This window comes from Pseudarthrobacter sp. Y6 (assembly GCF_050156205.1).
Classification (GTDB): Bacteria; Actinomycetota; Actinomycetes; order Actinomycetales; family Micrococcaceae; genus Arthrobacter.
This window is the reverse complement of record NZ_CP189574.1, coordinates 226,585-253,101: the sequence shown is the minus strand read 5'-3', so window position 1 is coordinate 253,101 and position 26,517 is coordinate 226,585. Positions and strand designations below refer to the sequence as shown.

Sequence of the window (26,517 nt, the reverse complement as noted above, 5' to 3'; positions counted from 1 at the left end):
AGCCCCGGGCACGGTCAAATTCCCCGCCGGAGGGGGCCCGGCGGGGAGCGCGCAGCGAACTTTTCCGGAGGCCCGGCCGTTGTGGATTAAGGTCATTCACAGGCCTGCCCAGTAGTATCTGATGTAGTAGTGCCTGCCACTGCCAGGCAGGCCGCCGGGTTCTGAACTGCGTTGTTGGTTGAGTTCCGGAACGAAAACTGCCCCGCAGCCGGGGGGAAGGGAGAAGGACCATGGGATTGCTGGACAAGGTCGAGCGCGGCATCGAAAAAGCCGTCCGCGGTGTCTTCTCCACCGGTTCGCGCGCCCAGGTGGAACCTGTGGAAATCGCCAGCCGGCTCCGCCGCGAGGTGGACAACAAAGCCCTCACCATTGCCGCCGGCCGCACGCTGGCCCCCAACGTCTTCGACGTCCAGCTCAGTGACGACGACTTCAGGAGGGCCCAGGACTGGGGCACGCCGCTGGCCGAAGAACTCTGCGACGTCGTCATCAACCATGTCCGCAGCCAGGGCTACACCCTGCAGGGCTCGGTGCGGATCTCCTTCCGTCGTTCCGAGGAGCTGCGCGCTGGCAACTTCGAGATCGTCTCCTCCACTGAGAAGTCCAAGGCCGGACCCGGAGTCGCGTCGGCCAGGCCCAACCTGCCGGCAGCCCCCAGCCGCCCGCCCGTGCGGCTGCAGCCCGTCCTGGACATTGACGGCCAGCGTTACTCCCTCAATGCCCCGTCCGTCATCCTGGGCCGGTCTTCCGAGGCCGACATCCTGGTTGACGACACCGGCGTATCTCGCCGCCACCTCGAAATCCGCACCGCCAGCGGGGTAACCAGCGCTGTGGACCTCGGCTCCACCAACGGCAGTTACGTCAACGGCCATAAAGTGGCAGGCAGCACCGAACTGACCGACGGCTCCACCATCACGATGGGACGGACAAAGATCATCTTCCGCCTGCTTCCCGCCAACCCTGGTGGCCGCCCATGAGCGACCTGACCATCACTGCACTGCGGTTTGGCTTCCTGATCCTGCTCTGGGTCCTCATCTTCAGCATCGTTTCGGCCATGCGCCGGGACCTGATGGTGGGCCGCAAAGCCGCCGCCGGCACCCCGACCGCCCGGCAGGTCCGCAAAAATCCGGACCTGGCCGAGGCTCCGCCGCAGCCCCTCAAGCAGCAGGCCCACCAACTGGTGGTCACCGAGGGCCCGCTCAAGGGAACCACGATCCCCCTGGCCGCCAGCCCCATCCTGTTGGGCCGCGCGCAGGAAGCCACGCTGGTTCTTGAGGACGACTACGCCTCAGGCCGCCACGCGCGGCTGTTCCCGCAAGGCAGCCGATGGTTCATCGAGGACCTTGGCTCCACCAACGGCACCTACCTGGCCGACCAGCAACTTACCCGGGCACTGCCCGTTGAGCTTGGCGTACCCGTGAGAATCGGCAAGACGGTCATCGAATTGAGGCCATAGCCATGGCCGCTGACCTTCCCGCCGGCGAGTCCACGCCCGTCCAGCGGCCCCTCATCATGCACTATGCGGCGCGCTCGGATGTGGGACGCATCCGGGCCAAAAATGACGACTCGGCGTACGTCGGCCGCCATTTGGCAGTGGTCGCAGACGGAATGGGCGGCCACGCGGGCGGCGATGTTGCCTCCGCCGCCACCGTGCTGGACATGGTGCACCTGGACCACGGCGACTACGAGGGCGATGCCGGCACGGTCCTGGCCGACGAAATCCAGACAGCCAACTCACTGCTCTCCGAGCTGGTGCACATCAACCCCAAGCTCGCCGGCATGGGCACCACCGTCACGTCCCTGCTGCTTGCCGAGGGCAAGCTGCACTTCGCGCACATCGGGGACTCCCGGGCCTACCGCCTGCGCGACGGCGAATTTGAACAGATCAGCATTGACCACACGTTCGTCCAGCGGCTGATCGATGAGGGCCGGCTCCGTCCCGAAGAGGCCGAAACCCACCCGCACAAGAACGTCCTGATGCGCGTGCTGGGCGACGTTGACGCCAGCCCCGAGCTGGATCTGGACACCCTGGACGTCAAGCCCGGAGAGCGTTGGCTGCTGTGCTCGGACGGGCTCAACTATGTGGCCGGACACGTGGTGGAGCGGACAGTCCGCGAGACAAAGGACCTGCGCGAGTGCGTCGAAACCCTGGTTAACCTCACGCTTGAAGCCGGGTCACCGGACAACGTCACCGTTGTGATGGTGGAAATTACCGAGGAAACGCCCGACGACGTCAGTACCGCCGCCGTCGACATCATCCCTTCGCAGCTGCTCACCGAAGCCCCCGCCGCGGACATCGACTCGCCCGGTGCCGCACCTGGCCCCGAGGCGGCCGACGACAAAAAGCCCGCCGCCGATAAAGCCCCGGAAAAGCCAGCTGCCGAGGAACCGCCACCCTCCACCGACCCCCATCTCGGCGAGCACCTTTCGGCCGAAGTCCTGCGGCAGGAACTCGCATCGCGCCCGCACGAACTGGTCGGTGCTGCGGCCACCGCGGCCGAGTCGGGCTCCATTCCCACCATCGCCGGCCGTACCGTGGCCCGCCGGGCCGCCACCGTCCTGACTCACAAGGCCGACGCCCCTGTTGCGGAGGCGGATGACCTTCTGGGACAGCCCAAACCCCGCCGCTGGGTCACCATGTCCATCGCCGCGTCCGTGCTGGTGGTGCTGACCGTGGGCCTCTGGCTCGGCTATGCGTGGACCCAGACCCGCTACTACATCGGGGAATACGATTCCCGCGTGGCCATCTACAACGGTGTCTCCCAGCGGCTCGGCCCCATCCAGCTTTCCACCCTCGAAGCCGTAACAGAGATCCGGATGGATTCCTTGCCCCAGTTCTCCCAGCAGCGCGTCCGGCAGACAGTTCCCGCGCGTGACCTCTACGACGCCCAGCGGATCGTGAAGAATCTCGAAGGCACCGGCACCATTGCTCCGGCGGATGAGTGCCTTACGCCGTCGCCCTCTCCGGCCTCAACAACTCCGCCGGCGGCGACACCCGCCACGCCTGCCCCATCACCAGACCCGTCGGCTCCTGCGGCGGCCCCGGCCCCGTCCGCCTCACCCGGCCCCACTGCCACCTGCGAGGTGGGCCAATGAGCCAGCTCAGCACCATACCCAAACCCCGGCGCAACGTGGAGTTATTGCTGCTGGTCATCGCCCTGTCTGTGGGCATCGGCGCCAACATGCTGGTGGGCGTCGACCAGGAGAAGGCGTTCGATTCCGATTTCTGGTTCCAGTCCAGCCTGCTCGCGCTGGCAGCAGTGGTATTCCACGTGGTCCTGCGGATCCGGGCCAAATATGCCGATCCGGTAATACTTCCCTTGGTGGTTGCACTCAACGGCTTGGGTCTTGCCATGATCCACCGCCTCGACGCCCCCGGGGAGGACACCGGCAATAACCAGCTGCGCTGGACCCTGATCGCAATGGCCGTTGCCATCGCCGTGATCTGGTTCCTCAAGGACCACCGGGTACTGCGCCGCTTCACATACATCTCGCTGGCTGTGAGCGCGCTCCTGCTGATTCTTCCGCTGGTGCCCGGCATCTCGGCCGGCGAAATCCTGGGCGCCCGGGTCTGGGTCCGGGTGGGTCCCATGACCTTTCAGCCGGGTGAGATCGCCAAGATCACCCTGGCTATATTCTTCGCCGGTTATCTTTCCTCGAACCGCGACCTCATTCTGCTGGCCGGCCGCAAGATCGGCCCGCTGCAGTTCCCCCGGTTCAAGGACATGGGGCCCATGATCACCGCCTGGCTGGTGAGCATCGGCGTGTTGATTTTCCAGCGCGACCTCGGGTCGTCTGTGCTGTTCTTTGGCCTGTTCATCGTGATGATCTACGTGGCCACCAGCCGTGTCAGCTGGGTGGTGATCGGTGTGGCCCTGATCTTGGGTGGCGGCTTCGTGGCAGCCCAGGTGTTTTCCCATGTTGAAGTCCGCATCTACGGCTGGCTGAACGCCTTCAGCCCAGACGTGTACGAGACCGGCAGCCGGCAAGTCATCGAGGGACTCTTCGGCATGGCCAACGGCGGCCTGGTGGGTACCGGCCTGGGCCAGGGCCGGCCGGACCTGGTCCCCTTCGCCAACAGCGATATGATCATCGCCTCCATCGGCGAGGAGCTGGGCCTGATCGGACTGTTCGCCGTGGTGCTGATGTACGTGCTGCTGTTCACACGAGGGTTCCGGGCGGCCCTCGGCACCCGGGATGCCTTTGGGAAACTGTTGGCCTGCGGACTTTCCTTCGCCATCGCCCTTCAGTGCTTCGTGGTGATCGGCGGAGTCACACGACTGATCCCGCTGACCGGTTTGACCACGCCGTTCCTCGCCGCCGGCGGTTCATCACTGCTGGCCAACTGGATCATCGTGGGCCTGCTCCTGCTGATCTCCCATACGGCGCGGGGACCGGTGGACACCACCCCACTTCCACCCGGTGGCGCTGCGGAACCTGCAGGAATTGATACTCCCACCGAGGCGGTGAAACAAGCGTGAACCAAGCAATCCGTAATTCCTGGGTGGCAGCGATCGCCATGTTCGCCTTAATCTTCGGCGCCATCAGCTTCGTCCAGGTGGTGGGTGCCGATGACCTCAAAGGCAACCCCCTGAACCAGCGCGCTATTCTGCAGAATTACTGCAACGACCGCGGCGCCATCATCGTGGGCGGGGACCCCGTGGCCGAATCGGTGGAAGGCACCTCCGAGGTCTGCCAGTTCCAGCGGACGTACGCACAGCCAGCACTCTATGCAGGCATCACGGGCTACTTCTCGAAGAACTACGGTGCCACCGGCCTGGAAGTTGCGATGAACGATCAGCTGGCCGGCAGCTCAGACCAGCAGTTCTTCGACCGGATCGGCCAGCTGTTCCTGGGCAAACAGCCGAAGGGCGCCTCGGTGGAACTCACCATCGATCCCGCCGTCCAGAAGCTCGCCTACGACCTCATCCCGGACGGCCAGCGGGGATCCATTGTGGTCACAAACCCCAAATCCGGCGCCATCCTGGCCATGGCGTCCAAGCCGTCCTATGACCCCAACCTGGTCGCCACCCAGGACCCCGCCGCAGAAACCACCAACATCAATGAGCTGGTTAAGGTCCCCGGCATCAACCTGAACCAGAATGTCAGCGGCCCCACGGGAGAGCTGCTCGCTCCGGGATCGGTGTTCAAGCTGGTGGATACCGCTGCCGCCCTCAGCTCCGGGAAGTACAACAAGGACAGTGTGCTCCCCAATCCGGCCCAGATGCCCTTCCCGGGGATCCAGTACACGCTGCCGAACTATGCCGGGGGCAACTGCTATACCCAGGACACGGCCAGCTTTGCCTTCGCCCTGCAGCAATCCTGCAACACGCCGTTCGCCAGCATTGCCATCGACCTCGGACGTGATGCGATCGCCGAGCAGGCGGCAAAGTTCGGCTTTGGGGAGGAGCTGGGCGACCGGCTGAAGCTCGCCTACGCCAAAGGCAGCGGCTTCCCCGGTGACCTGAACGGGCCGGGCCTGGCCCAGTCTGCGATCGGCCAGAAGGACGTGCGCGCCACTCCGCTGCAAATCGCCCTGATGACCGCGGCCATCGCCAACAACGGCGTCCAGATGAGCCCCAGCCTCGTCAAGACCGTGCGGTCCCCGGACCTTCGGGTTATTGACGAGCCCCAGCCTAAAGCGCTCCGGACGTCCACCACCCCGGAAATTGCCCGGCAGATCACCGAATGGATGACCAGTGCGGTGAGCCAGGGCATCGCCCGCGGCGCGGCGGTCCCCGGTGTGCAGGTGGCCGGCAAGACCGGAACAGCTGAACTGGGCAACGGCCTGAACAACTCCTGGTTCACCGGGTTTGCCCCGGCGAACAACCCGGAGGTGAGTGTCACCATCGTCATGGAGGGTGTAGACATCACCACCGGCGCAAAGCTAACCAGTCCGAACGCGAAGAAGATTTTTGAGGCGGTGTTGAATAAGTGAGGCCTACAACGGGAATCACCCTCGGCGGCAGATTCCAGCTGACCACGCGGATTGCGATCGGCGGGATGGGAGAGGTCTGGAAGGCCAAGGACCAGGTCCTGGGACGCATCGTCGCCATCAAGGTCCTCAAGGAGGAGTACACCGGGGACCCCGGTTTCCTCCAGAGGTTCCGCGCCGAGGCACGCCACACGGCCCTGCTGAACCACGTGGGCATCGCCAATGTCTTTGACTACGGCGAGGAGGAGGGCTCCGCGTACCTGGTCATGGAGCTCGTTCCGGGCCAGCCGCTGAGCAGCATCATCGAGCACGAGCAGGTACTGTCCCCGGACCGGACGCTGTCCATGATCGCGCAAACCGCCCGCGCGCTTTCGGCGGCCCATGCCCAGGGGCTGGTCCACCGCGACATCAAGCCGGGCAACCTGCTGATCACCCCCGACGGCCGGGTCAAGGTCACCGACTTCGGCATCGCCCGCCTGGCCGACCAGGTCCCCTTGACCCAGACAGGGCAGGTGATGGGGACCGCCCAGTACCTCGCCCCCGAACAGGCCACTGGCCAGACCGCCACCGGCGCCTCGGACATCTACGCACTCGGCGTGATCGGCTACGAGTGCCTCACCGGGCACCGGCCGTTCTCCGGAGAATCCCAGATCGCCATTGCCCTGGCCCAGGTCAACGACGCCCCGCCGCCGCTTCCGGAGACCCTGCCCAAACCGGTCCGGGCGCTCCTGATGTCCATGCTGGCCAAGGACCCCAAGAACCGCCCGGAAAACGCCATCAAGCTGTCCGAAGCCGCGGAAGCCATCCGCAACGGCGATGTGAACGCCGCGCACGCCGCCGTTCCCGGCATGCTGCTCTTCGAGGCAACTACCGGCCCCATCACCGCACCGGTGGACCTTGCCACTGCGCCCACCGGCGTCATCGCCCAGAAGGACAGCAGCACGACGTCGACGTCCGCCCTGCCCGTGCTCGGCGCCGCTGCGGGCGGTGCTGCTGCCTCGGGCGCCGCCACTGGGGCCGGAAGCACGCTTTCGCGTGCGGACGCGCTAGCCGCGGAGCGCAGCTGGGTGCAGGAGGAGGAAACGTACGACGACGAACCCGCCGACGAGCCCGAGCGTCGCGGCCGCAGCCCTTGGACCTGGCCGTTGATCGCCTTGATCGTGCTGGTTCTGTTCGCGCTGGTGGGGTTCTTCCTGACACAGCAGGGGATTTTCTCCCCGGCGAACACCGTCACCAACCCGGCGTCCAGCAATCCGCCATCCACCCGCGCCAGCCCGTCAAGCACCTCGGCATCCGCTACACCTACCCCCAGCCGGACAACCGACACGCCCACGCCAACGCCCACCCCCACCACGGTGGACATCATTTCGGCGGCATACCTCGGCAAGGACTACCGTCAGGTCCAGGGGACGCTTGAAACCATGGGCCTGTCCGTGCGGGTCATCCCGCAGCAGAGTACTTCCGCTGCCGGAACGGTGTTGCAGGTCAATCCCACGGGCACAGTGCCCAAGGGCGCTGAAGTGACTGTGACCTACGCGGTGCCGACGCCCACCAGCAGCCCGACCGCTCCGCCGTCCTCGCCGGCCGCCTCGGCTGAGCCAACGTCCGCCCTGCCCAAGTGCAACCCCGGCCAACTGCCGGGACTGCCCGCAACCTGCGCACCTTAGCTGCCAGGTTTGACAGTGAATGAGTCGCCGCGTACGCCGCTCCACCGGGAGGACAGCCTCCCGGTGGATAACCAGCGTGTCCTGAGTGGCCGCTATGAACTCGGTGGAATCATCGGCCGTGGGGGGATGGCCGATGTCCACCGCGGAGTGGATACCCGGCTTGGCCGGACCGTTGCCGTCAAGCTGCTTCGCCCGGATATGGCCCGCGATCCGCAGTTCCAGGCGCGTTTCAAACGGGAAGCGCAGTCCGTAGCGGCGCTGAACCACCCGTCCATCGTCGCCATCTACGACACCGGCGAACACACGGTTCCGGACGGCTCGGAGGACAGTGTCCGGGTGCCCTACATCGTGATGGAGTTTGTCGAGGGAAGGACCATCCGTGACCTGATCCGGGCCAAGGAAGTCAGCATTGACCGGGCCATCGACTTCTGCCTGGGCGTGCTGTCCGCCCTTGAGTACAGCCACAAAGCCGGCATCGTCCACCGGGACATCAAACCCGCCAACGTGATGTATTGCGATGGCTCCAATTCCGTGAAGGTCATGGACTTCGGTATTGCCCGGGCCATCGCCGATTCATCCGCCACCATGACCCAGACGCAGGCTGTGGTGGGAACCGCCCAGTACCTCTCACCCGAGCAGGCCCGGGGCGAAACTGTGGACGCACGCAGTGATCTCTACTCCGCTGCCTGCCTGCTGTACGAAATGCTCACCGGCCGCCCGCCCTTCGTCGGTGACAGCCCCGTCTCCGTGGCGTACCAGCACGTCCGGGAAATCCCGGAGCCAGCGAGCAGCGTTAACCCGGAGGTCTCAGCCGCCCTGGACAGTGTCCTGGCCAAGGCCTTGCAGAAGAACCGGGCGGACCGTTTCCAGGACGCAGCCGCCTTCCGGCGTGCCTTGCGCGCTGCCCGGGCAGGGGTACCGGTTCCGGCGCTTGCCGCAACCGAGGCCCCCACCGATCCCAACGACCACGTCCCGACGCCGGAACGCGCGCCCGCAACAGAAGCGTTCGCGCTCACCGGTGCCAGTTTCCTGGACGATGCCCCCACCGGCCGGCAGCGCAACGCGGACGACACCCGCACTGACGGGAGCATACCCGTTATGGCGGCCGCCGCCCGCGAACCGTCGGATGTCGACGAACTGCCCCTGGACCTCCCGCCGGAACGTGAGCGGACCGCGCGGCAGAAGTCCCGTCGTCGTACGTGGATAGCTACCCTGGTGATCTTCACCCTGCTAGTCCTGGCCGGCGGCGGCCTGTGGCTGTTCCAGATGATGAACCAGCCTCCCCCCGCGCCCCCCAAGGTAGAGGTGCCCGTGGTCGCGGCACTGACGGAGTCCGCGGCCCTGCAGGAACTTTATGGCGCCAAACTCAGCCCAAAGATCCAACGCTACAAGCACGAGACGGTGCCAAAGGGAACCGCCATCGGAACGGATCCGGCGGGCGGAACGTCGCTGGATCCCAACGCGGAGGTGATCCTGAACATCTCAGAAGGCCCAAGCGCCGTCAAGATTCCGGAGACCCTTCCGGGCCAGACGGAGGCCGCGGCCCGGGACATCCTGCGCCAGGCCGGACTCGTGGGAGCCCCCTCCACCACCACCGCCAACAGCGCCACTGTTCCTGTCGGCAGGGTCATCACCACCAGCCCGGCTTCGGGGCAGATGGTGGGTGTGGGCACCACGGTGGAGATCGTCATTTCCACGGGGAAGGTGTCCATGCCTGAACTGCGCGGCCGCACGCGCGCCGAGGCGGAAACGGCGCTGAAGGAACTGGGCCTGGTCCCGAACGTCCAGGAAGTGGAAAACTCCCAGGTGGAAGCGGGCCGGGTCACGGATCAAAGTGACCCTGTGAATGCCGTCGTCGATCAGGGCAAGACAATCAATATTGTGGTGGCCAAGGAACCGGCCCCGCCGCCGACTTCATCGCCAACGGCCACGCCCTCAGCCACCAAAAAGGGCTGACCCCCACTGGCTTCTTAACGCAACGAGGGGTCACTTCGCGCCCATGTTCCCCTACGGGATGGGCGCGAAGTGACCCCTCGTTGTTTGTGTGTTCCGGTCAGTGCTGGATGAGCGGGCTCAGTGTGGCGGCGCGGGCGGCCGCTCCCGCCATTCCCAGGGACTCGAGCCAGTTGCCCAGCATCTGGTAGCCGCCTTCGGTCAGGACCGACTCCGGGTGGAACTGCACGCCGCACAGCGGCGCAGTGCGGTGCTGCAGGCCCATCACGACGCCGGTCGCTGTCTCGGCGGTGATCTCCAGGACGTCGGGGATGGTGTCCCTTACCGCTGCCAGCGAATGGTAGCGCGTCGCTGTCACGGGGGAGGGGAGTCCGGCGAACACGCTGGTGCCGTTGTGCTCCACCAGCGACGTCTTGCCATGCATCAGTTCCGGCGCGTGGGTCACTGTGCCGCCGTAGGCTTCAGCCAGTGCCTGGTGGCCCAAACAGACACCGAACATCGGCTTGGTGTTCGCACCGCACCACTTGATGAGTTCGATGCACACGCCAGCTTCGGCAGGATTGCCGGGACCGGGTGAGATGAGGACGCCGTCGCGCGTTTGGGCCATTTCGATGGCTTCTGCGAGGGTCACGTCGTCGTTGCGGACAACGGCGGTCTCGGCGCCGAGCTCCTGGAGGTAGCCCACCAGGGTGTAAACGAAGCTGTCGTAGTTGTCTACGACCAGGATTTTGGTTGTGGTCATGGCTGGCTTGCAGAACCAATCGTTGAGTCGGTGAATGCGGTGAACCCGGACATCCAGGGGAACAGGAACTGAACCATCAGGATCAGTGCGCCGGCGATGAGCACAAGCGAGGTGAATATCCGCAGCCAGAGGGGGCCGGGCAGGTGGCGGAAAATCCAACCGTACATACTCAGCTTCCTCCCACCGCTGCGGCTACCTGGGCGGCGATCTCGGCCGGCGGCCCCGCCGAGGCAGGCCGCCAGCTGTCCAGCAGCGCGTAGGCGATGATGCGTTCCTCGGCGCCGAAGCGCGGATTGCAGCTGGTCATGGTGAGGAAGCTTTCGGTGGGAGTGATGCCGGGACGGGTGGGGACCGGTTCCAGGACATCGGTCCGGGACGGCATCACAATCTGGTTGTTGCGGAAGACATAGATGTAATAGCCATCCTTGGTCTGGACGTAGATTTTGTCCCCCGGAACAAGGGTGTGGATATTGTCCAGGACGGCACCATGGGTTTGCCGGTGACCGGCCACGGCGAAGTTCCCGACGGCGCCGGGCATGGCCGTGTTAACGTAATGGCCAAGCCCCAGCGTATCCAGGACATCCCCGGTGGTTCCCTGCACGATGGGCCGGGTGTAGTTGGTGCCAAACCGCGGGATGTACATGATGCCGATGGTGCCGGCATGGCCTGGTGCCACGGAAACGACCGGGGCACCGTAATCCACGGGCGCTGCCGCTGGACCCGGTTCCGGGACTGCGGGCACCGTACCGCGCAGCCCCAGGGCGAATTCCTTGATGACTGCACTCTGCTTGGCGTCGGATTCCACGTTGGTCCACCACAGCTGCCAGCCCACAAAGAGCAAGAGAATAATGCCGGCCGTGATGAGAAGTTCGCCGAGCACCTGCACGGTCCCACGCAGAATAGTGGCGCCTGCGCCCGGAACAACGGCGGGCCTCGCCTTCTCCTGCAATACCACGCGTTCTCCTCCGGGGTGGCCGCGATGGGCGTTTGAGTGCCCTGAACTACGGCTAGAATTGACTGCTAGTAAGAATCCAGATTTGACCAAGATCGCGCAGACCGCTGGCAACTTCCTTCTTGCAGGATATCAAGCCCGAGACGCCGAGCTTGCTCCAGTCCGCCAAGGAGAGCACGTGCCCGAGTCAAAGCCACGCAAGAAGACTTCCAGCGCCGCGCAGCCCGCTTCCGGGGCTCAGACGTATAAGCCCAACGCTGTCTGGTTCAAGCCGGTGATGTTCGGCCTGATGATCATCGGGCTCTTCTGGATCATCACGTTCTACATCAGCGAGGGCCGGTTCCCTGTCCAGGCCTGGGAATCGTGGAACATCGTGGCCGGCTTCGGCATTGCCATCATCGGCTTCCTGATGACCACGCGCTGGCGTTCCTGACCCTGGCCGCCGGACCCGTATGACTCCCGCGGCCGCCGCCCAGCCCCGAAACGAGGGTGTGGACGGAACCGTCCTGGGCGACGACGGCCTCGCCCGTCCGCCGTGGGCCGCCGTGGATCCGCTGTTGCGCGAGTACTACGATGCCGAATGGGGCCTGCCTGTCCGGGACGAACAGGGCCTCTATGAACGCATCTGCCTTGAGGGATTCCAGGCAGGTCTGTCCTGGGCCACCATCCTCCGGAAGCGCCCTGCCTTCCGTCAGGCTTTCCTCGACTTCCATCCGGACGCTGTTGCCGCTTTTACGGAAGCGGATGTTGAGCGGCTGCTCCTGGATCCCGGCATCGTCCGCAACCGGCTCAAGATCCGCGCCGCCATCACCAATGCCCAGGCCACCATCGCGCTTCGCGAGCGGGAAGGCCTGGTTGACTTCGTCTGGCAGTTCCAGCCCCGAACGACTCCCCAGCCGGTCACGCACGCGGAGATCCCCACGCAATCACCGGAATCGGTGGCGCTGTCCAAGGCGCTGCGGAAGCAAGGGTTCTCGTTCGTTGGCCCCACCACCATGTTCGCGCTGATGGAAGCCATCGGCATGGTGGACACCCATCTTCTGGACAGCCACCGGCGCGGTTCCTCAGGCGTCTGGACCGGCCTGACCGGGCGTCCCGCGGGGTAAGTTTTCCCCAGCTGTTGGAAAAGTTATCCACACTGTGCATAACTTTCGCCCAAGCCAGCGTATTGGCATCAGTTGCAGGCCCTGACGCACGGGACGCGAGCCAGAGTGCTCCAGCGCACAGTTATTAACAGTGTGGATTAGCTGTGGATAATTCACACCGCCCCCAAACTCGGCGTCCTTGGTGTTCCTCGCCCGGGGCGCTCTCGACTAGCGCCTGGCCCGCTCAGCGGTCGGGGCGCTCTCGACTAGCGCCTGGCCCGTGGCCCGCTCAGCGGTCGCGGCGGACCGGATGGTGGCTGGTGATGGACACCCGGTTAAAAGCGTTCATGGTGATCACCAGCCAGCTAACCACCGAGAATTCGTCGGCACTGAGGTGCTGACGGGCATATCCTTCCTCAACCTCGCGGGCCCGGTGGTCCGGCAGCTCGGTGATGCATTCGGCCAGGGCCAAGGCCGCCCGCTCCTTGTCCGTGAACAGGACCGTCTCCCGCCATGCCTGCAGGACGGCGAGCCGCTGGTGGCTCTCCCCGCCCTCCACGGCGTCCCGCACATGCATGTCGAGGCAATAGGCGCAGCCGTTGATCTGGGAGGTCCGCACGTTGAGCAGCTCAATGGTCTTGCGGTCAATCCCGGCTGCGTCGGCGGCTTCGCGCACTTTCAGCCCCAGACCGTTGAGGGCACGCCATACCGCGGGGTGCTGCTTGTCGAGGTAGATGTGCTGGGTTGTGGCGGTGGCGCTCAAGGCGGTCCTCCTGGCTGGAAGGTTGTGGATCGGATGCTGCGTACGAACACCCTCGCACAGACAGGTGTTTTCCACTTACTAACACTGCGCTACCCACAACTTATCCACAGGTGTGGACAACAATCCACGGGGAGGACCGTGGGGACCCCCTCAGGTGCCCCAGTCTGGGAAACACCGAAGGTTAACTACACGTCTGTAAGTTATTAACACTGTGAACAACCCTGTTGATACGGGCAGCCCGGATCCCCTCCTGTGGGCCCGCAACGCGGAAAATGGCCAAGATATCCACAGACCCGGCTCAAATGGCGTGTTTTTCCACTTAAGCACAGGCGCACCCCCAGGTGTTTTCCACAATTGTGGACAACAGGAGGATCAAATCCGGGAAAAGGGCGGACATCCGGGAGTAGGGGAACATCGCAATCCTGAACTACACCCGTGTAAGTTACCAACAGTGTGGATAACCCCTGTGGGTAACTTAAGTGGGTCCCAAGGGCTGGCCGCTGACCTCGCGCTGCTCGCCCGCCGAGAAGGCCAGGAAGTATGCGGCAGCGCTGTGCGGGGGCCTCACAGGGCACAGCAAAAGACCCCGGCGTCCGCTGGGACACCGGGGTCTTGAAATGGTCTGTAAGAGGTGGGTCCGAGGACCCGGGCGGTCAGCCGGCCGTGACGCGGAGCCAGCTCGCCAAGGCCAGAAGGAGAACCACTCCTACCAGTCCGGCCGCGTGCAGCACGCCCTGCCGCGGGCCCCCGGGCGTGTACGCAATCACGGCAGCGCAAAGGGCGCCTGTGACGAGCCCGCCCAGGTGCGCCTGCCAGGCGATCTGGGGGACCACAAATCCGATCACGCCGTTGATGGCGATCAGGACCCATAGCTGCCGCGTATCCCCGCCGCGGTGACGCTGCACCAGGAGCATCGCCCCGAAGAGTCCAAAGATCGCACCCGAGGCGCCCACCACTCCGGCAAGAGGCACGCCAGGCGCGTAGCCGGGGGTCAGGAGAAGGTAGCCGACGGACCCCCCGATGGCAGAGATGAGATACAACGCCAAGAAGCGGACCGGACCCAGGAGCGGTTCGAGTGCCTGGCCGAAAATCCACAGCATGTACATGTTCAGCACAATGTGGAGGATGAATCCCTGTGAGTGCAGGAAAGCCGCCGTCAGCATCCGCCACGGCTCGAACTCACCAAATTCGGGAGTGGCAAACACATTGGCGAACGCCAGGTTCTGGTAGATCCATTCGCCGGGAACCACCCATTGCAGAACGTACATCACCGCGCACACGGCGATGATTCCAAACGTCACCATCGGCTTGCCGGTTGCCGCGGCGCCGCCGTAGACAGTCTTGACTGCCGGCGTCGTCCGTTTGGTTTCGTTGACGCAGTCAACACACTGGAATCCGACGGCGGCCGCCCGCTGGCAGTCCGGGCACGCTGGGCGCCCGCAGCGCTGGCAGCGCACATAGGAGGGCCTGTCCGGGTGCCTGGGGCACACCGGAACCTGCGCGGACGGCTCAGCCGCCGGAATTCCGTAGCTCATGCGATGGGCTAGAGCTGCTCGATGTCGATGCTGTTGATGGTGACGTCCTCAACCGGGCGGTCACCCATGCCGGTGCGGACACCCTCGATGGCGTCGACGACCTTCTTGGAGTCTTCGTCAGCAACCTCGCCGAAGATGCTGTGCTTGCCCTGCAGCCAGTCGGTGGGGATGGTGGTGATGAAGAACTGTGAGCCGTTGGTGCCCTTGCCTGCCTGGATGCCGGCGTTGGCCATAGCCAGCTTGTAGGGGGCATTGAAGCTGAGTTCGGGGTGGATCTCGTCGTCGAACTTGTAGCCCGGTCCGCCCACGCCGCGGCCCAGCGGATCGCCGGCCTGGACCATGAAGTCCTTGATGATGCGGTGGAAGATGGTGCCGTCGTACAGCGGCGTGCCCGTCTTGTCCTCGCCGGTCTCGGGGTGGGTCCAGGCCTGCTCACCGGTGGCCAGGCCAACGAAGTTCTTGACCGTCTTCGGCGCATGGTTGCCGAAGAGATTAACGACGATGTCGCCGAGGCTGGTGTGGATGGTTGCTTTTGCAGTTGCGATTGCAGTCATGCCGCCTATTCTTTCACGGCAGGTCAACGCGGAAGGGGCTGGACCGGCAGTTCCGCGCTGGGTGAAATCAGCCGTAAATCCGCGGGAAGAATAGCCGGTGCAGGTCAAGGCACGTAGGCTAACAACAGAACCGTCACATTAATCGGGAGGTAGTTGTGAAGAAATCGGATCGTATTGCCCGCGACCTTGAACAGTCAGTCAACAGCGCAGTTGAGAGTGCCAAGGACTGGGCATCCCCCCGCGTGGAAGCAGCAGTGGATTGGGCCGTTCCCCGCCTCCAGCATGGCCTGGACACCGCATCTCCCAGGATCCAGGAAGGGCTCAAGACCGCGGCCCACAACCTTGCCGACGGCGTTGCAACAGTGACACCGCGCATCCAGGAGGGGCTCGCCCAGCTCGCCCCGAAAATCCACGACGCCGTTGAGGTCGCCACTCCGCGCCTGTACGAAGCCCTGGACAAGGCCACTCCCGTCATCCAGAACGCCAGGGACCGCGTGGTGGTGGAATACCTGCCGCGCCTTTCGGACCAGATCGGCCACGCGTCCGACGCCGTCCACCGCACCTTGGAAAGCGCGCCGTCCCACGTGGACGCCGTCGCCCAGCGACTTGCCGATTCCGGAGTAGTGCATTCCCTCCAGGAACAGGCCCAGACGGCCGGCACCCAGCTCAAGGCCGCCGCGCACGAAGCCGGTAAGGCTGTAGGGGTCCAGATCGCCCAGCCCCAGAAGCCCAAGAAGCGCGGCTGGCTGGTGTTCGGCATCATCGCCGCGGCCGTCGCCGCCGGCGTCGCCGCCTGGAAGGCCTCCAAGACCGTGGAAGACCCGTGGAAGACCCCGTCTCCTGTCACGCCAACTCCTGCACCGGTTCCTGCCACCACAGTGAACGACGCCAAGGACACGGCCGAGGACTCAGCCAGCAAGGCTGCAGCCGCCGCGGCTTCGGCCGCTGACGCCGTGGCCGACCAGGCGAAGGATGTCGCCGCGGACGCGAAGGACACCGTGGAGGACGCGGCAGAGAAGGCCAAGCACGTCGCCGACGAATCGGCCGACGCGGCAGCCAAGGCGTCCACCGATGCCAAGACCGCCATCAAGAACATCGCGGCCAACATGAACGGTTCCGCGGACAAGAGCAGCAACTAGCACTTCCGGCGCCGTCGCGCCGTCCATTGAAGGGGCTCCGCCAGGTGCGGGGCCCTTTCAGTGTTTTCCCAGTGTTTGTCCGGACTGGACCCAGTCGTTGGCAGGACAAATCCCGATCGGTGCTAAATTTGAACTGATGTCAGCCGATAAATCCTCTGGGGATGCCTTGAACGACGCAGCACAGCTGCCGCGCGTGTCCGTTGTCATCCCGGCCTACAACGAGGAAAGTGTCATCCGGCAGTGTCTCATCGCTGCGGTGTATCAGTCGGTGCCGGCCCACGAGATCATCGTGGTGGACAACCTCTCCACTGACCGCACCGCCGCCATCGTGGCGCAGATGCAGCTGGAGTATCCGGAAAGTCCCATCATCCTGCTCAGCCAGGACCGGGACCAGGGCCTGATTCCCACCCGAAACTTTGGCCTCAACCACGCCACCGGCGACGTCCTGGGACGCATCGACGCCGATTCGGTTGTAGAGCCGGACTGGGTGGAACAGGTCCAGAAGGCCTTTTTTGACCCGTCAGTCCAGGCAGCCACCGGACCGGTGGTCTACTACGACATGCCGATGCGGCGGTTCGGGCTCAAGGCAGACGACAAGATGCGCCAGCTGATGCTCAAGCTCGCCAAGCACCAGTACCACTTCCTGTTCGGCTCCAACATGGCCCTGCGTGCTACGGCATGGGAAACCATCCGGGACGAAACCTGCCGTGACGAGAAAGACGAGATGCACGAGGACATCGACCTCTCCCTGCACCTCGCCGACCACGAACTCAAAGTCCAGTACTGGCCCCAGATGGTGTCCGGGATGTCCGCCCGTCGGCTCGAGGATTCACCGCGGGACTACCGGTATTACGTGACCCGCTTCGACCGTACCTACAAGGCCCACAACGTCAAGAAAATGGCCCTCAAGGCACCCATGGTGGTGTTCTTCTCGGTTTACTTCCCGGCGAAGCTCCTGCGGGCGATCCACACGGTCAACACCGCCCAGCCTGTCCGCCGCGGCGGACAATAAGCCCGCCTCCCGGGCGGGCCTCAGTCCGTTCCGAGTTCAGCCAGACGGTCCGACGGCGGTTCATCCGCACGCGCGCCGGAGCCTTCGCGCCGCTTCCTGAAGCCTGACCGCTGTCCCAGAACCACGACGGCGAGGCCTACGAGGATGAGCCCCAGCCCGCCGTAGGTGCCGGCGGGCAGAGTCTCGTGCAGGAAGACCGCGGCCAGGACGGCTGCGCCGGGGATTTCGAGCAGGATGATCATCGACACCAACAACGGGCTCATGGTGGCCAGCAGGTGATTAAAGGCGGTGTGACCCACCAGTTGGGCACACACGGTGATGGCCAGGATCCCTACCCAGCCAACGGCGTCGAACCCCACCAGCGGCTGGCCACTGAAGAGCGCCAGCACCGCCACAATGGCCGCGCACATCCCATAGCAGAGCGTGGTGTACGTTCCCGTGGTCATGGTCTGGCGGGCCTTGCCGCCGGCAAGCGTGTAGAGGCCGGCCAGGGCTCCGCCAGCGACGGCCAGCAGGTCGCCCAGGAGCGCCTCAGGCGAGGGTCCCATGTCGAACCCGGTGATGGTCACAACGCCACCAAAGGCGATCCCGAGACCTGCCAGCACCTGCCAGCGGTGCCTGGTTCCGCGGAAGAGCTGGAAAACCGCGATCCAGGCCGACTGCAAGCAGACCAGGGCGGTGGCAGCAGCCACGGAGGTGAGCTGGAGGGACGTGATGAAGCAGGCAAAGTGCAGGGCCAGGGCGACGGCGGCCAGCAGCGACCATCGGAACTCGGGGCCGGTGATCCGGCCGAACTGCCGGGGTTCGCGGACCAGTGTGGGGGTGGCCATCACGGCAGCCCCGATGGCGTTGCGCCAGAAGGCGATGGCGAGGGCACTGACGGTGGTGGCACCGAGGGTCGCGGCGATCAACGGCCCGGACGACGCCACGCCCAGGACGCCAACGGCCGCAAGAAGAAAGTTCACCGTTCAACCATACTGTTCTGCATTAACGAAAAAGTCCCGGACAGCGTTTCGGCTGTCCGGGACTTTCTTATGGTGGAGGCACGGGGACTCGAACCCCGAACCCCCTGCTTGCAAAGCAGGTGCGCTACCAATTGCGCCATGCCCCCATAAGAAGCAACCCGTCAATCATACCCTAGAACCATGGAGCCTTTTGCAAGCTCCCGGTCCGGGAATCCGGCCTATTCAACCTTGTCGGTCGACTGGCTCCAGACTATTTTCCGGGCCTCGGATTCCTGTGCTTTCCTGTAGAGCAGGACGCCTGCGATCGCAGCTGCAAGTACCAGCAACTTCTTCACATGCTCCCCGTTCCGGTCCCGCCTGCCGTGAAGCAAACCGGACCTTCCTTTGAACCTGCACAGGTTCCGTGGGCGTACCAGGACTTGAACCTGGGACCTCTTCGTTATCAGCGAAGCGCTCTAACCGCCTGAGCTATACGCCCCGATGCCTCATCGGGCCGAGACATGACTTTACAGCACATCCCGGCCCGATCTCAAATCGAGGCATTTCGCCGGAGAATTTCCGGTGAAATTATGGGTTTTCAGTCGTCCGTGAGGGTGACGCCGATGCCACCAACAAGCGTTGCGGAGATGTTGTAAAGCACCGCTGACAGCATGGACAGCGCCGTCAGCAGGACAACGTTCACCACGGCGATGATCGTGGCAAAGGAAGCCACCTGGCCCAGGGACGCGACTTTCTTCAGTTCGAACCCGCCGCCCTCAGAGCCTGCCAGGGTGCCCAGGAGGCTGTCCACCTGGTCAAAGATTCCCGTGAGGTCCAGGACAGTCCAGAGGACGATGGCGGCCACGACGGTGACGATTCCCAGCGCCACCGACAGGAGGAATGCCATCTTCAGGACAGACCAGGGATCCACCTTGCTGACCAGCAGCCGTGCACGCCTGACCTTGGCCTTGGGTGCAGGCTTGACCAGGCCGGGCTGGCCCTGCGGAGACCGGCCCTGCACTGGGCGCTGGCTGGTCTGACCTGCCGGTGGCCTGCCCTGCCCGGCGCGCTGTCCTGCCTGGCCTGCCGGAACCCGATCCTCCGCAGGAGGGCGCTGGCCGGGAACGGCCGGACGCTGCCCTGGCGCGCCGGTAGGGGCCGGCGGGCGCTGCTGCGGACGGACGGGGGCGTTCACCCGGGGTGCGGCCGCGGGCGGCGGCGTTCCGCCGGGGACATTGCTGCTCGGTTTGGGATATGAGTCGGGATTACTCACTCGTTACCTCCGGTGTAGTCTTCGTTCGGCTCAGCGTCGCCGGAGGCGTCCTCTGGCTCAACAGCCGGTGATGTTTCTGCCGTTGATGCTGACCCTGCGGATCCCTCGGGGGACCCGGCCTCTTCAGCCAACGTTACGTCATCGTCCACGGATTCTTCGCCCTCGAGGCCGCGTTCGCTGTTCCTGGCCACTTCAATGATGCGGTCATTCTTGTCCGGCTTCGCGAAGATAACGCCCATGGTGTCGCGGCCCTTGGCAGGTACGCCGGCCACTGATGAACGGACAACCTTGCCGCCTTCCATGACCACCAGGACCTCGTCCTCTTCCTGGACAATCAGGGCGCCCACGAGGTGGCCGCGTTCCTCCTGGTACTTGCCCACCTTGATGCCGAGGCCGCCGCGGCCCTGCAGGCGGTATTCCTCCACGGCGGTGCGTTTGGCGTACCCGCCTTCGGTGACGACAAAAACAAACGAACCATCCGTGACGACGTCTGCCGCCAGCAGTTCATCGTCCTCGCGGAACTTCATGCCTGTGACACCGGATGTGGCCCGTCCCATGGGACGCAGGGCGTCGTCGGTGGCGGTGAAGCGGATGGACTGGCCCATGCGGGAGACCAGCATGAGGTCATCCGTTTCGGAGACCAGCTGGGCGGAAACCAGTTCGTCCTCGTCACGCAGGTTGATCGCGATGACGCCGGCGGAGCGGTTGGTGTCGTAGTCCTCCAGCCGGGTCTTTTTGACCAGGCCGCGCTTCGTGGCCAGCACCAGGTAAGGAGCCTGCTGGTAGTCCCTGATGTCCAGGACCTGGGCGATGTGTTCGTCCGGCTGGAAAGCCATCAGATTGGCGACGTGCTGTCCCTTGGCATCTCGGCCGGCCTCCACCAGTTCATAAGCCTTCGCCCGGTATACCCGGCCGAGGTTGGTGAAGAACAGGAGCCAGTGGTGGGTGGTGGTCACGAAGAAGTGCTCCACCACATCGTCACCGCGGAGCTGGGCGCCCTTGATGCCCTTGCCGCCGCGCTGCTGCGACCGGTAGTTGTCGCTTCGCGTGCGCTTGACGTAACCGCCGCGGGTGATGGTGACAACCATTTCCTCTTCGGGGATCAGGTCCTCCATGGACATGTCGCCGTCGAAGCCCATCAGGATCTTGGTGCGGCGGTCATCACCGTGTTTGGCCACGATCTCGCCCAGCTCGGTGCTGATGATTTCGCGCTGGCGTTCCTCGGAGGCAAGGATCGAGTTGTACTCGGCGATCAGGGCCTCGAGTTCGGAATGGCGGTCCTGGATCTTCTGGCGTTCCAGGGCTGCCAGGCGGCGCAGCTGCATGTCCAGGATGGCCCGGGCCTGCAGTTCGTCGATGTCCAGCAGTTGCATCAGTCCGTCGCGCGCGGCTTCGGTGGTGTTGGACGCACGGATGAGCGCAATGACTTCATCCAGCGCGTCCAGGGCCTTCAGGAGGGCACGCAGGATGTGCGCCTCTTCTTCGGCCTTGCGCAGGCGGTACCGGGTCCGGCGCGCAATGACGTCCATCTGGTGCGTTACCCAGTGGCGAATGAAGGCGTCCAGGCTCAGCGTCCGCGGAACCCCGTCCACGATGGCCAGCATGTTGGCTGAGAAGTTGCTCTGCAGATCGGTGTGCTTGTAGAGGTTGTTCAGCACCACCTTGGCCACGGCATCGCGCTTGAGCACAATGACCAGCCGCTGGCCGGTGCGGCCGGAGGTCTCGTCGCGGAGGTCCGCGATGCCGGAAATCTTGCCATCCTTGACCAGCTCCGCGATCTTGATGGCCAGGTTGTCCGGGTTGGCCTGGTAGGGAAGTTCGGTGACCACCAGGCACGTGCGGCCCTGGAGTTCCTCGACGTTGACCACGGCGCGCATGGTGACGGAGCCGCGGCCCGTCCGGTACGCGTCCTCAATGCCCCTGTGGCCGAGAATGGTTGCGCCGGTGGGAAAATCGGGTCCCTTGATACGGAGGAGCAGCTCCTCGAGCAGCTCCTCGCGGGTGGCCGTCGGATTGGTCAGGTACCACTGGACGCCGTCAGCCACTTCCCGGAGGTTATGCGGCGGAATGTTCGTGGCCATGCCCACGGCAATGCCGGAGGAGCCGTTGACCAGCAGGTTGGGGAAACGCGCCGGCAGGATGGTGGGTTCCTGGTTCTTGCCGTCGTAGTTGTCCTGGAAGTCGACGGTTTCCTCGTCGATGTCCCGGACCATCTCCATGGCCAGCTGGGACATTTTCGTTTCGGTGTACCGCGGGGCGGCGGCACCGTCATTGCCCGGCGAACCGAAGTTGCCCTGGCCCAGGGCCAGCGGGTAGCGCATGGTCCAGTCCTGGATCAGGCGGACCAGCGCATCGTAGATCGCGGTGTCGCCGTGGGGGTGGTACTGGCCCATGACCTCGCCCACCACACGGGCGCACTTGTTGAACGACCGTTCCGGCCGGTAACCGCCGTCGAACATCGCGTACAGCACGCGGCGGTGCACGGGCTTGAGGCCATCGCGCACGTCAGGAAGGGCACGGCCCACAATAACGGCCATGGCGTAGTCCAGGTACGAGCGCTGCATTTCCGTCTGCAGGTCCACCTGCTCCACACGGTCAACCAGCACGTCGCCTTCAAGAACGGTTTCCGGAAGATCGGCGGATTCCGCCGGGTTCTCGGGTGTCTCGTCACTCATCGTTTATATTTTCCGTTTCAGGTATATGTCGGGCTTGGAATATCTACTCGGTGAACCGGTCAGATATCCAGGAACCTGACGTCCTTGGCGTTCTGCTGGATGAAGTTTCGGCGGGACTCCACGTCTTCGCCCATCAGTGTGGAGAAGGTCTGGTCCGCTGCCAGGGCATCATCCATGGTGACCTGCAGGAGGGTGCGGTGGTCCGGGTCCATGGTGGTGTCCCACAGCTCGGTGTAGTCCATCTCGCCCAGGCCCTTGTAGCGCTGGATGCCGTTGTCCTTCGGAATACGGCGGCCGGCGGCCTGCCCGGACAGGAGCTTGGCATCGCGCTGCTTGTCACTGAAGACGTAGTCGTGCGGCGCGTTGGACCACTTGATCCGGTACAGCGGGGGCTGCGCCAGGTAGACGTAGCCGTTTTCGATCAGCGGGCGCATGTAGCGGAACAGCAGCGTCATAAGCAGCGTTGTGATGTGCTGGCCGTCAACGTCAGCATCGGCCATCAGCACGATCTTGTGGTACCGGAGCTTGCTGAGGTCGAAGTCCTCACCGATGCCGGTACCGAACGCGGTGATCATGGACTGGACCTCGGTGTTGCCCAGGGCCTTGTCCAGCCGGGCCCGCTCCACGTTCAGGATCTTGCCGCGCAGCGGCAGGATGGCCTGGGTTTCAGGGTTGCGGCCGCGCTTGGCGGAACCGCCGGCGGAGTCGCCCTCCACGATGTACACCTCGCAGCGGGCGGGATCCTTCGAGGAACAGTCGGACAGTTTGCCGGGCATCCCGAAGGATTCCAGCGGGCTCTTGCGGCGTGCATTGTCACGGGCCTTCCGGGCGGCCATCCGGGCCTGGGCCGCGGAAATGGCCTTGCGGATGACATCACGGGCGGGGCCGGGGTTGCGCTCCAGCCAGTCGCCCAGGCCGTCGGTGACAACGCGCTGGACGAAGCCCTTGACCTCGGAGTTGCCGAGCTTGGTCTTGGTCTGGCCCTCGAACTGCGGCTCGGCCAGCTTCACCGAGATGACCGCGGTGAGGCCTTCACGGATATCGTCACCCGTGAGGTTGTCATCCTTTTCCTTGATGATGCTCTTCTCCCGCGCGTAGCGGTTGATGAGGGAGGTCATCGCGGCGCGGAAGCCCTCTTCGTGGGTGCCGCCTTCGTGGGTGTTGATGGTGTTGGCGTACGTGTGGACGCTCTCGGAATACGCGTTGGTCCACTGCATCGCCATTTCCAGCGCGATGTGCCGTTCCGTATCCTCGGTTTCGAAGGAAATAACGTCCTCGTGGACGACATCAACTTTTTTGCCCGAGTTCAGGTGTTTCACATAGTCCAGCAGGCCGTCGTCGTACTGGTACACCACGGTGCGGTGCTCAGCGGTGACTTCACCTTCGGTGACCACCACGTCAAGGTCAAGGTCCTCATTGGCGTCCGCGCTTGCCGCTGCGGTTCGCTCGTCCGTGAGGGTGATGCGCAGGCCCTTGTTCAGGAAGGCCATCTGCTGGAAGCGTGCCCGAAGGGTCTCGAAATCAAATTCCGTGGATTCGAAAATGCCCGCGTCCGGGTAGAAAGTCTGGGTGGTGCCGGTCGTCTCGGACTCTTCACCCTTGACCAGCCCGCCCTGGGGCTTGCCTCCGTCGGCGAAGGACATCCGCCAGACGTTGCCTTGGCGCCGGACTTCAGTGTCCACCCTGCTGGACAGCGCATTCACCACGGAAATACCCACACCGTGGAGGCCGCCCGAGACGGCGTAACCGCCGCCGCCGAACTTGCCGCCGGCGTGCAGGATGGTCATAACAACTTCAACAGTGGGTTTGTGCTCGGTGGGATGAATGTCCACCGGGATTCCACGGCCATCATCAACAACTTTGACGCCGCCGTCGGCCTGCAGGACAATTTCGATGTGCGTGCAGTACCCGGCCAGCGCCTCGTCAACAGAGTTGTCCACCACTTCATAGACCAGGTGGTGCAGGCCGCGCAGTCCGGTGGAACCGATGTACATGCCCGGGCGTTTCCGGACGGCTTCGAGGCCCTCAAGTACGGTGATGTCGCTTGCGCCGTATTCCCGGGGTGTCACGGCCTCCGCCGGCGTATCGGGGGTAGGTACGTCCTCCGCTGCGCGTTCCACTGCCTGGGTATCTGTATTGTCGTTAGCCACAGGTGCTGTCGACTCCTCTTTTTCGATGATGGCCGGCGGCGTCCTTCCATGGGAAAGCATCCGCCAACAGGCACAAGCTGATGGCGCTGACGGATACGTCGACGTGCGGGACCGAAGTCCGCCTGCGGAGAGCGTGCGGAAAACGGACTCAGTCAACGTTTCACCGGCGCCCAGTTATCTGCTGTGATTCTATCGTGAAATGGGCTGCAAACCCGCATTCCGGCGGGCGTCGCGGGACCCGGATGTGCCTATGCGAGGCCATTGACCCCGCCTAGGGCGCCCTCGCGGTCCCGCCTCCGGGTTCCTATACGCCCCAAGGGCGTTGGACCGCCCTACACGCCGCCGGACGAATATTCAAGAGCCGACGGCGGCGCCTAGCCATATGTATCGCGCGGCCCGCGGCCGTTGACGGTACGTCCGCCCTTGCGCCAGCTGGGTGCCGACGGTCCGAGCACCTGGATGCTGGTGACCACACCATCGCCCAGTTCCGTGCGGAATTTCTCCAGCAGGCTGTTGCTCAGCAACCGCAGCTGCGTGGACCAGGCCGTCGAGTCGCAGCGCACGTGAAGGGTGGTATCGGTGAAGCTCTCCGGGGTGCAGTGCGCTGAAATCTCCGGGCCAACCAGTGTGGCCCACTCTGCCATGACCGAACCCACCGCTACCGGGGAGCTCCAGCCACGTTCGGCCACGAGGCGTCCCACTACTTTGCCGAGCCCCAGCGGATCACGGCCGGTGGAGTGGAACTGACTGAAACCCCGGGTATCCCGGATCCCGCGCTTTGTCTTGGCGGCGCCGGCCTTTGGGGGTGCCTTTCTGCGGATTTCGCCGCGCGCTGCCGCGGCCTCACGCATGCGGTTCAGCGCAGCCTGGGGCGCATCGATATTGTCAGGATCCCGGCCGGGCTGCATCCCGCCCTTTTCATCCTTGTTCATCGATTCCTCCCGGAATGACCTTCACCCGCCGGCCGGAGAGTTCCTCCGGGATATCGGCGTCGACGGCGGCGGTCACCAGGACCTGTTCCGCGCCGGAGACTATTGCCGCCAGTTTACGCCGGCGCTGCACATCCAGCTCGGCGAAAACGTCGTCGAGGATGAGGATCGGTGCAGACCCACCGGTCCTGGCGTCATCGAGCATGACGTAGTAGGAGGCGAGCCGGAGGGAGAGGCACATGGACCAGGTCTCGCCATGCGAGGCATATCCCTTGGCAGGCGCTTCGCCGAGGATCAGTTCCAGCTCATCCCGGTGCGGCCCCACCAAGGAGATTCCGCGTTCAAGTTCCTTGCGGCGGGAGGCAGCAAAGGCCTGGACATAGCGCCCGGTGAGGTCCTCGACGGTGAGGCCCCCCAGGTTGTCGACAGCGGCGGACTCTCCCGCCAGCGAACCGCCGCCGGCACCCGGTGCTGCGCCGCCGTCGTCGTCCATCAGGTTTTGGAGGGTGGACCGGTAGACAGCGTTGGCTTCCTTGGAGCCATCCGTGAGCTGGGCATACGCCTTGGCCAAATGCGGGCGCAGTAGTTCCACAAGCTCCAGCCGTGCGTGCAGCAGCTCGGCGCCCGCCCGGGCCATGTGCTGATCCCAGACATCGAGGGTGGCTTCATGGCCGGCAGTGAATTTTCCGGCCCGGGCGGATTTGAGCAGGGCGTTGCGCTGCTTCAGGACACGGTCATAGTCCGTGCGCGTCGCCGAGTGCCGGGGCATGAGGCTGACCAGCAGCTCATCGAGGAACCGCCGGCGGTTCGACGGATCTCCCTTGACCAGCGCGAGGTCCTCGGGGGCGAACAGCACGGTCTGGCAGATTCCGAGGAGATCCCGGGCCCGGACGGGATTGCTGCGGTTGATCCGCCCCCGGTTGGCACGGCTGGCATTGATCTCAAGTTCCAGTACCGTGGTCTGCCCGCCGCGGACCAGGCGGGCCCGGACCAGCGCGCGGTCCGTACCGAACCGCAGCAGCGGAGCGTCGGAACTGACCCGGTGCGAGCTGAGCGTGGCCAGGTACCCGATGGCCTCCATGAGGTTGGTTTTGCCGATGCCGTTTGACCCGACGAGCACGGTGACACCCGGTTCGAGGGGAAGGTCAACCTGGGCGTAGCTGCGGAAGTCAGTGAGCGAAAGGTGTTCTAGGTACACGCGGTGTTCGACAA

At 64.6% G+C, this 26,517-nt stretch carries 24 protein-coding genes and 2 tRNA genes; 11 read left to right on the top strand and 15 right to left on the bottom strand.

The window, feature by feature from the left end; translation table 11 throughout:
• Positions 1 to 230 precede the first annotated feature (230 nt).
• Genes ACQCSW_RS01210 through pknB form a run of 7 tightly spaced genes read left to right on the top strand, consistent with a single transcriptional unit; the run spans position 231 to position 9,555 of the window.
• Entirely contained in the window at positions 231 to 974 is a 744-nt protein-coding gene (locus ACQCSW_RS01210; RefSeq protein ID WP_426989144.1) for an FhaA domain-containing protein, read from the top strand.
• The gene (locus ACQCSW_RS01205; protein ID WP_354252062.1) at positions 971 to 1,453 is read left to right on the top strand and encodes an FHA domain-containing protein FhaB/FipA; all 483 of its coding nucleotides are present in this window, start codon (positions 971 to 973) and stop codon (positions 1,451 to 1,453) included. The genes ACQCSW_RS01210 and ACQCSW_RS01205 overlap by 4 nt, the downstream gene beginning before the upstream one ends.
• Positions 1,454 to 1,455: 2 nt before the next feature.
• Positions 1,456 to 3,093 carry a protein phosphatase 2C domain-containing protein gene (locus ACQCSW_RS01200; protein ID WP_426989143.1) on the top strand — a complete coding sequence of 546 codons (1,638 nt, stop codon included), beginning with the start codon at positions 1,456 to 1,458 and terminating at the stop codon, positions 3,091 to 3,093.
• Positions 3,090 to 4,478, top strand: a complete 1,389-nt coding sequence (locus tag ACQCSW_RS01195) for an FtsW/RodA/SpoVE family cell cycle protein (protein WP_426989142.1) — start codon at positions 3,090 to 3,092, stop codon at positions 4,476 to 4,478. Before ACQCSW_RS01200 ends, ACQCSW_RS01195 begins: the two co-directional genes overlap by 4 nt.
• Positions 4,475 to 5,935: a peptidoglycan D,D-transpeptidase FtsI family protein gene (locus ACQCSW_RS01190; protein WP_426989141.1), complete on the top strand. Its 1,461-nt coding sequence runs from the start codon at positions 4,475 to 4,477 to the stop codon at positions 5,933 to 5,935. Before ACQCSW_RS01195 ends, ACQCSW_RS01190 begins: the two co-directional genes overlap by 4 nt.
• Positions 5,932 to 7,599, top strand: coding sequence for a protein kinase domain-containing protein (locus ACQCSW_RS01185; protein WP_426989140.1), 1,668 nt, complete (start codon positions 5,932 to 5,934; stop codon positions 7,597 to 7,599). The genes ACQCSW_RS01190 and ACQCSW_RS01185 overlap by 4 nt, the downstream gene beginning before the upstream one ends.
• A gap of 15 nt (positions 7,600 to 7,614) precedes the next feature.
• Positions 7,615 to 9,555, top strand: a complete 1,941-nt coding sequence (gene pknB / locus ACQCSW_RS01180; RefSeq protein WP_426989139.1) for a Stk1 family PASTA domain-containing Ser/Thr kinase — start codon at positions 7,615 to 7,617, stop codon at positions 9,553 to 9,555.
• Between the two features lie 97 nt (positions 9,556 to 9,652).
• Here the strand turns inward: pknB and ACQCSW_RS01175 are convergent, their stop codons facing one another.
• Genes ACQCSW_RS01175 through ACQCSW_RS01165 form a run of 3 tightly spaced genes read right to left on the bottom strand, consistent with a single transcriptional unit; the run spans position 9,653 to position 11,249 of the window.
• A complete protein-coding gene (locus ACQCSW_RS01175; protein WP_111908708.1) occupies positions 9,653 to 10,294 on the bottom strand; it encodes an aminodeoxychorismate/anthranilate synthase component II in 642 nt (213 codons plus the stop codon).
• Complete coding sequence (locus tag ACQCSW_RS01170; protein WP_181577402.1) at positions 10,291 to 10,461, bottom strand: hypothetical protein; 171 nt, start codon at positions 10,459 to 10,461, stop codon at positions 10,291 to 10,293. Before ACQCSW_RS01170 ends, ACQCSW_RS01175 begins: the two co-directional genes overlap by 4 nt.
• Before the next feature lie 2 nt (positions 10,462 to 10,463).
• Positions 10,464 to 11,249, bottom strand: a complete 786-nt coding sequence (locus ACQCSW_RS01165; RefSeq protein ID WP_426989138.1) for a class E sortase — start codon at positions 11,247 to 11,249, stop codon at positions 10,464 to 10,466.
• Positions 11,250 to 11,424: 175 nt separating this feature from the next.
• Between ACQCSW_RS01165 and ACQCSW_RS01160 the strand changes: the two genes are divergently transcribed.
• Both ACQCSW_RS01160 and ACQCSW_RS01155 read left to right on the top strand, forming a co-directional pair.
• Positions 11,425 to 11,679 carry a cell division protein CrgA gene (locus ACQCSW_RS01160; protein ID WP_354252055.1) on the top strand — a complete coding sequence of 85 codons (255 nt, stop codon included), beginning with the start codon at positions 11,425 to 11,427 and terminating at the stop codon, positions 11,677 to 11,679.
• Positions 11,680 to 11,698: 19 nt separating this feature from the next.
• Positions 11,699 to 12,352, top strand: coding sequence for a DNA-3-methyladenine glycosylase I (locus ACQCSW_RS01155; RefSeq protein WP_426989137.1), 654 nt, complete (start codon positions 11,699 to 11,701; stop codon positions 12,350 to 12,352).
• Between the two features lie 268 nt (positions 12,353 to 12,620).
• On the opposite strand, the gene ACQCSW_RS01150 is transcribed toward ACQCSW_RS01155, so the two are convergent.
• From ACQCSW_RS01150 to ACQCSW_RS01140, 3 genes are all read right to left on the bottom strand, one after another.
• Positions 12,621 to 13,094 carry a carboxymuconolactone decarboxylase family protein gene (locus ACQCSW_RS01150; protein ID WP_426989136.1) on the bottom strand — a complete coding sequence of 158 codons (474 nt, stop codon included), beginning with the start codon at positions 13,092 to 13,094 and terminating at the stop codon, positions 12,621 to 12,623.
• A gap of 653 nt (positions 13,095 to 13,747) precedes the next feature.
• Positions 13,748 to 14,629 carry a rhomboid family intramembrane serine protease gene (locus ACQCSW_RS01145; RefSeq protein ID WP_426989135.1) on the bottom strand — a complete coding sequence of 294 codons (882 nt, stop codon included), beginning with the start codon at positions 14,627 to 14,629 and terminating at the stop codon, positions 13,748 to 13,750.
• An 8-nt stretch (positions 14,630 to 14,637) separates the two neighbouring features.
• A complete protein-coding gene (locus ACQCSW_RS01140) occupies positions 14,638 to 15,183 on the bottom strand; it encodes a peptidylprolyl isomerase (protein ID WP_160675985.1) in 546 nt (181 codons plus the stop codon).
• Between the two features lie 155 nt (positions 15,184 to 15,338).
• On the opposite strand from ACQCSW_RS01140, the gene ACQCSW_RS01135 reads away from it, so the two are divergent.
• Together ACQCSW_RS01135 and ACQCSW_RS01130 are read left to right on the top strand one after the other, a co-directional pair.
• Positions 15,339 to 16,322, top strand: coding sequence for a hypothetical protein (locus ACQCSW_RS01135; RefSeq protein WP_426989134.1), 984 nt, complete (start codon positions 15,339 to 15,341; stop codon positions 16,320 to 16,322).
• A gap of 136 nt (positions 16,323 to 16,458) precedes the next feature.
• The gene (locus ACQCSW_RS01130; protein WP_354252049.1) at positions 16,459 to 17,334 is read left to right on the top strand and encodes a glycosyltransferase family 2 protein; all 876 of its coding nucleotides are present in this window, start codon (positions 16,459 to 16,461) and stop codon (positions 17,332 to 17,334) included.
• Positions 17,335 to 17,354: 20 nt separating this feature from the next.
• Here ACQCSW_RS01130 and ACQCSW_RS01125 read toward each other — a convergent pair whose 3' ends face one another.
• The 9 genes from ACQCSW_RS01125 to recF all read right to left on the bottom strand — a co-directional run bounded on the left by ACQCSW_RS01125 (position 17,355) and on the right by recF (position 26,503).
• The gene (locus tag ACQCSW_RS01125) at positions 17,355 to 18,299 is read right to left on the bottom strand and encodes a DMT family transporter (RefSeq protein ID WP_426989133.1); all 945 of its coding nucleotides are present in this window, start codon (positions 18,297 to 18,299) and stop codon (positions 17,355 to 17,357) included.
• A 70-nt stretch (positions 18,300 to 18,369) separates the two neighbouring features.
• Positions 18,370 to 18,445 (bottom strand) — tRNA-Ala (locus tag ACQCSW_RS01120).
• Positions 18,446 to 18,517: 72 nt separating this feature from the next.
• Positions 18,518 to 18,634, bottom strand: a complete 117-nt coding sequence (locus tag ACQCSW_RS01115) for a DLW-39 family protein (protein ID WP_220093096.1) — start codon at positions 18,632 to 18,634, stop codon at positions 18,518 to 18,520.
• 69 nt (positions 18,635 to 18,703) lie between these two features.
• A tRNA-Ile gene (locus ACQCSW_RS01110) sits at positions 18,704 to 18,777 on the bottom strand.
• 99 nt (positions 18,778 to 18,876) lie between these two features.
• A complete protein-coding gene (locus tag ACQCSW_RS01105; RefSeq protein ID WP_426989132.1) occupies positions 18,877 to 19,551 on the bottom strand; it encodes a DUF3566 domain-containing protein in 675 nt (224 codons plus the stop codon).
• Positions 19,548 to 22,226, bottom strand: coding sequence for a DNA gyrase subunit A (gene gyrA, locus ACQCSW_RS01100; protein WP_426989131.1), 2,679 nt, complete (start codon positions 22,224 to 22,226; stop codon positions 19,548 to 19,550). Before gyrA ends, ACQCSW_RS01105 begins: the two co-directional genes overlap by 4 nt.
• A 59-nt stretch (positions 22,227 to 22,285) precedes the next feature.
• Positions 22,286 to 24,376, bottom strand: a complete 2,091-nt coding sequence (gene gyrB / locus ACQCSW_RS01095; protein WP_354252045.1) for a DNA topoisomerase (ATP-hydrolyzing) subunit B — start codon at positions 24,374 to 24,376, stop codon at positions 22,286 to 22,288.
• A gap of 374 nt (positions 24,377 to 24,750) precedes the next feature.
• Entirely contained in the window at positions 24,751 to 25,308 is a 558-nt protein-coding gene (locus tag ACQCSW_RS01090; RefSeq protein WP_111908392.1) for a DUF721 domain-containing protein, read from the bottom strand.
• Complete coding sequence (recF, locus tag ACQCSW_RS01085; RefSeq protein ID WP_426989130.1) at positions 25,295 to 26,503, bottom strand: DNA replication/repair protein RecF; 1,209 nt, start codon at positions 26,501 to 26,503, stop codon at positions 25,295 to 25,297. Before recF ends, ACQCSW_RS01090 begins: the two co-directional genes overlap by 14 nt.
• Positions 26,504 to 26,517: the final 14 nt, after the last annotated feature.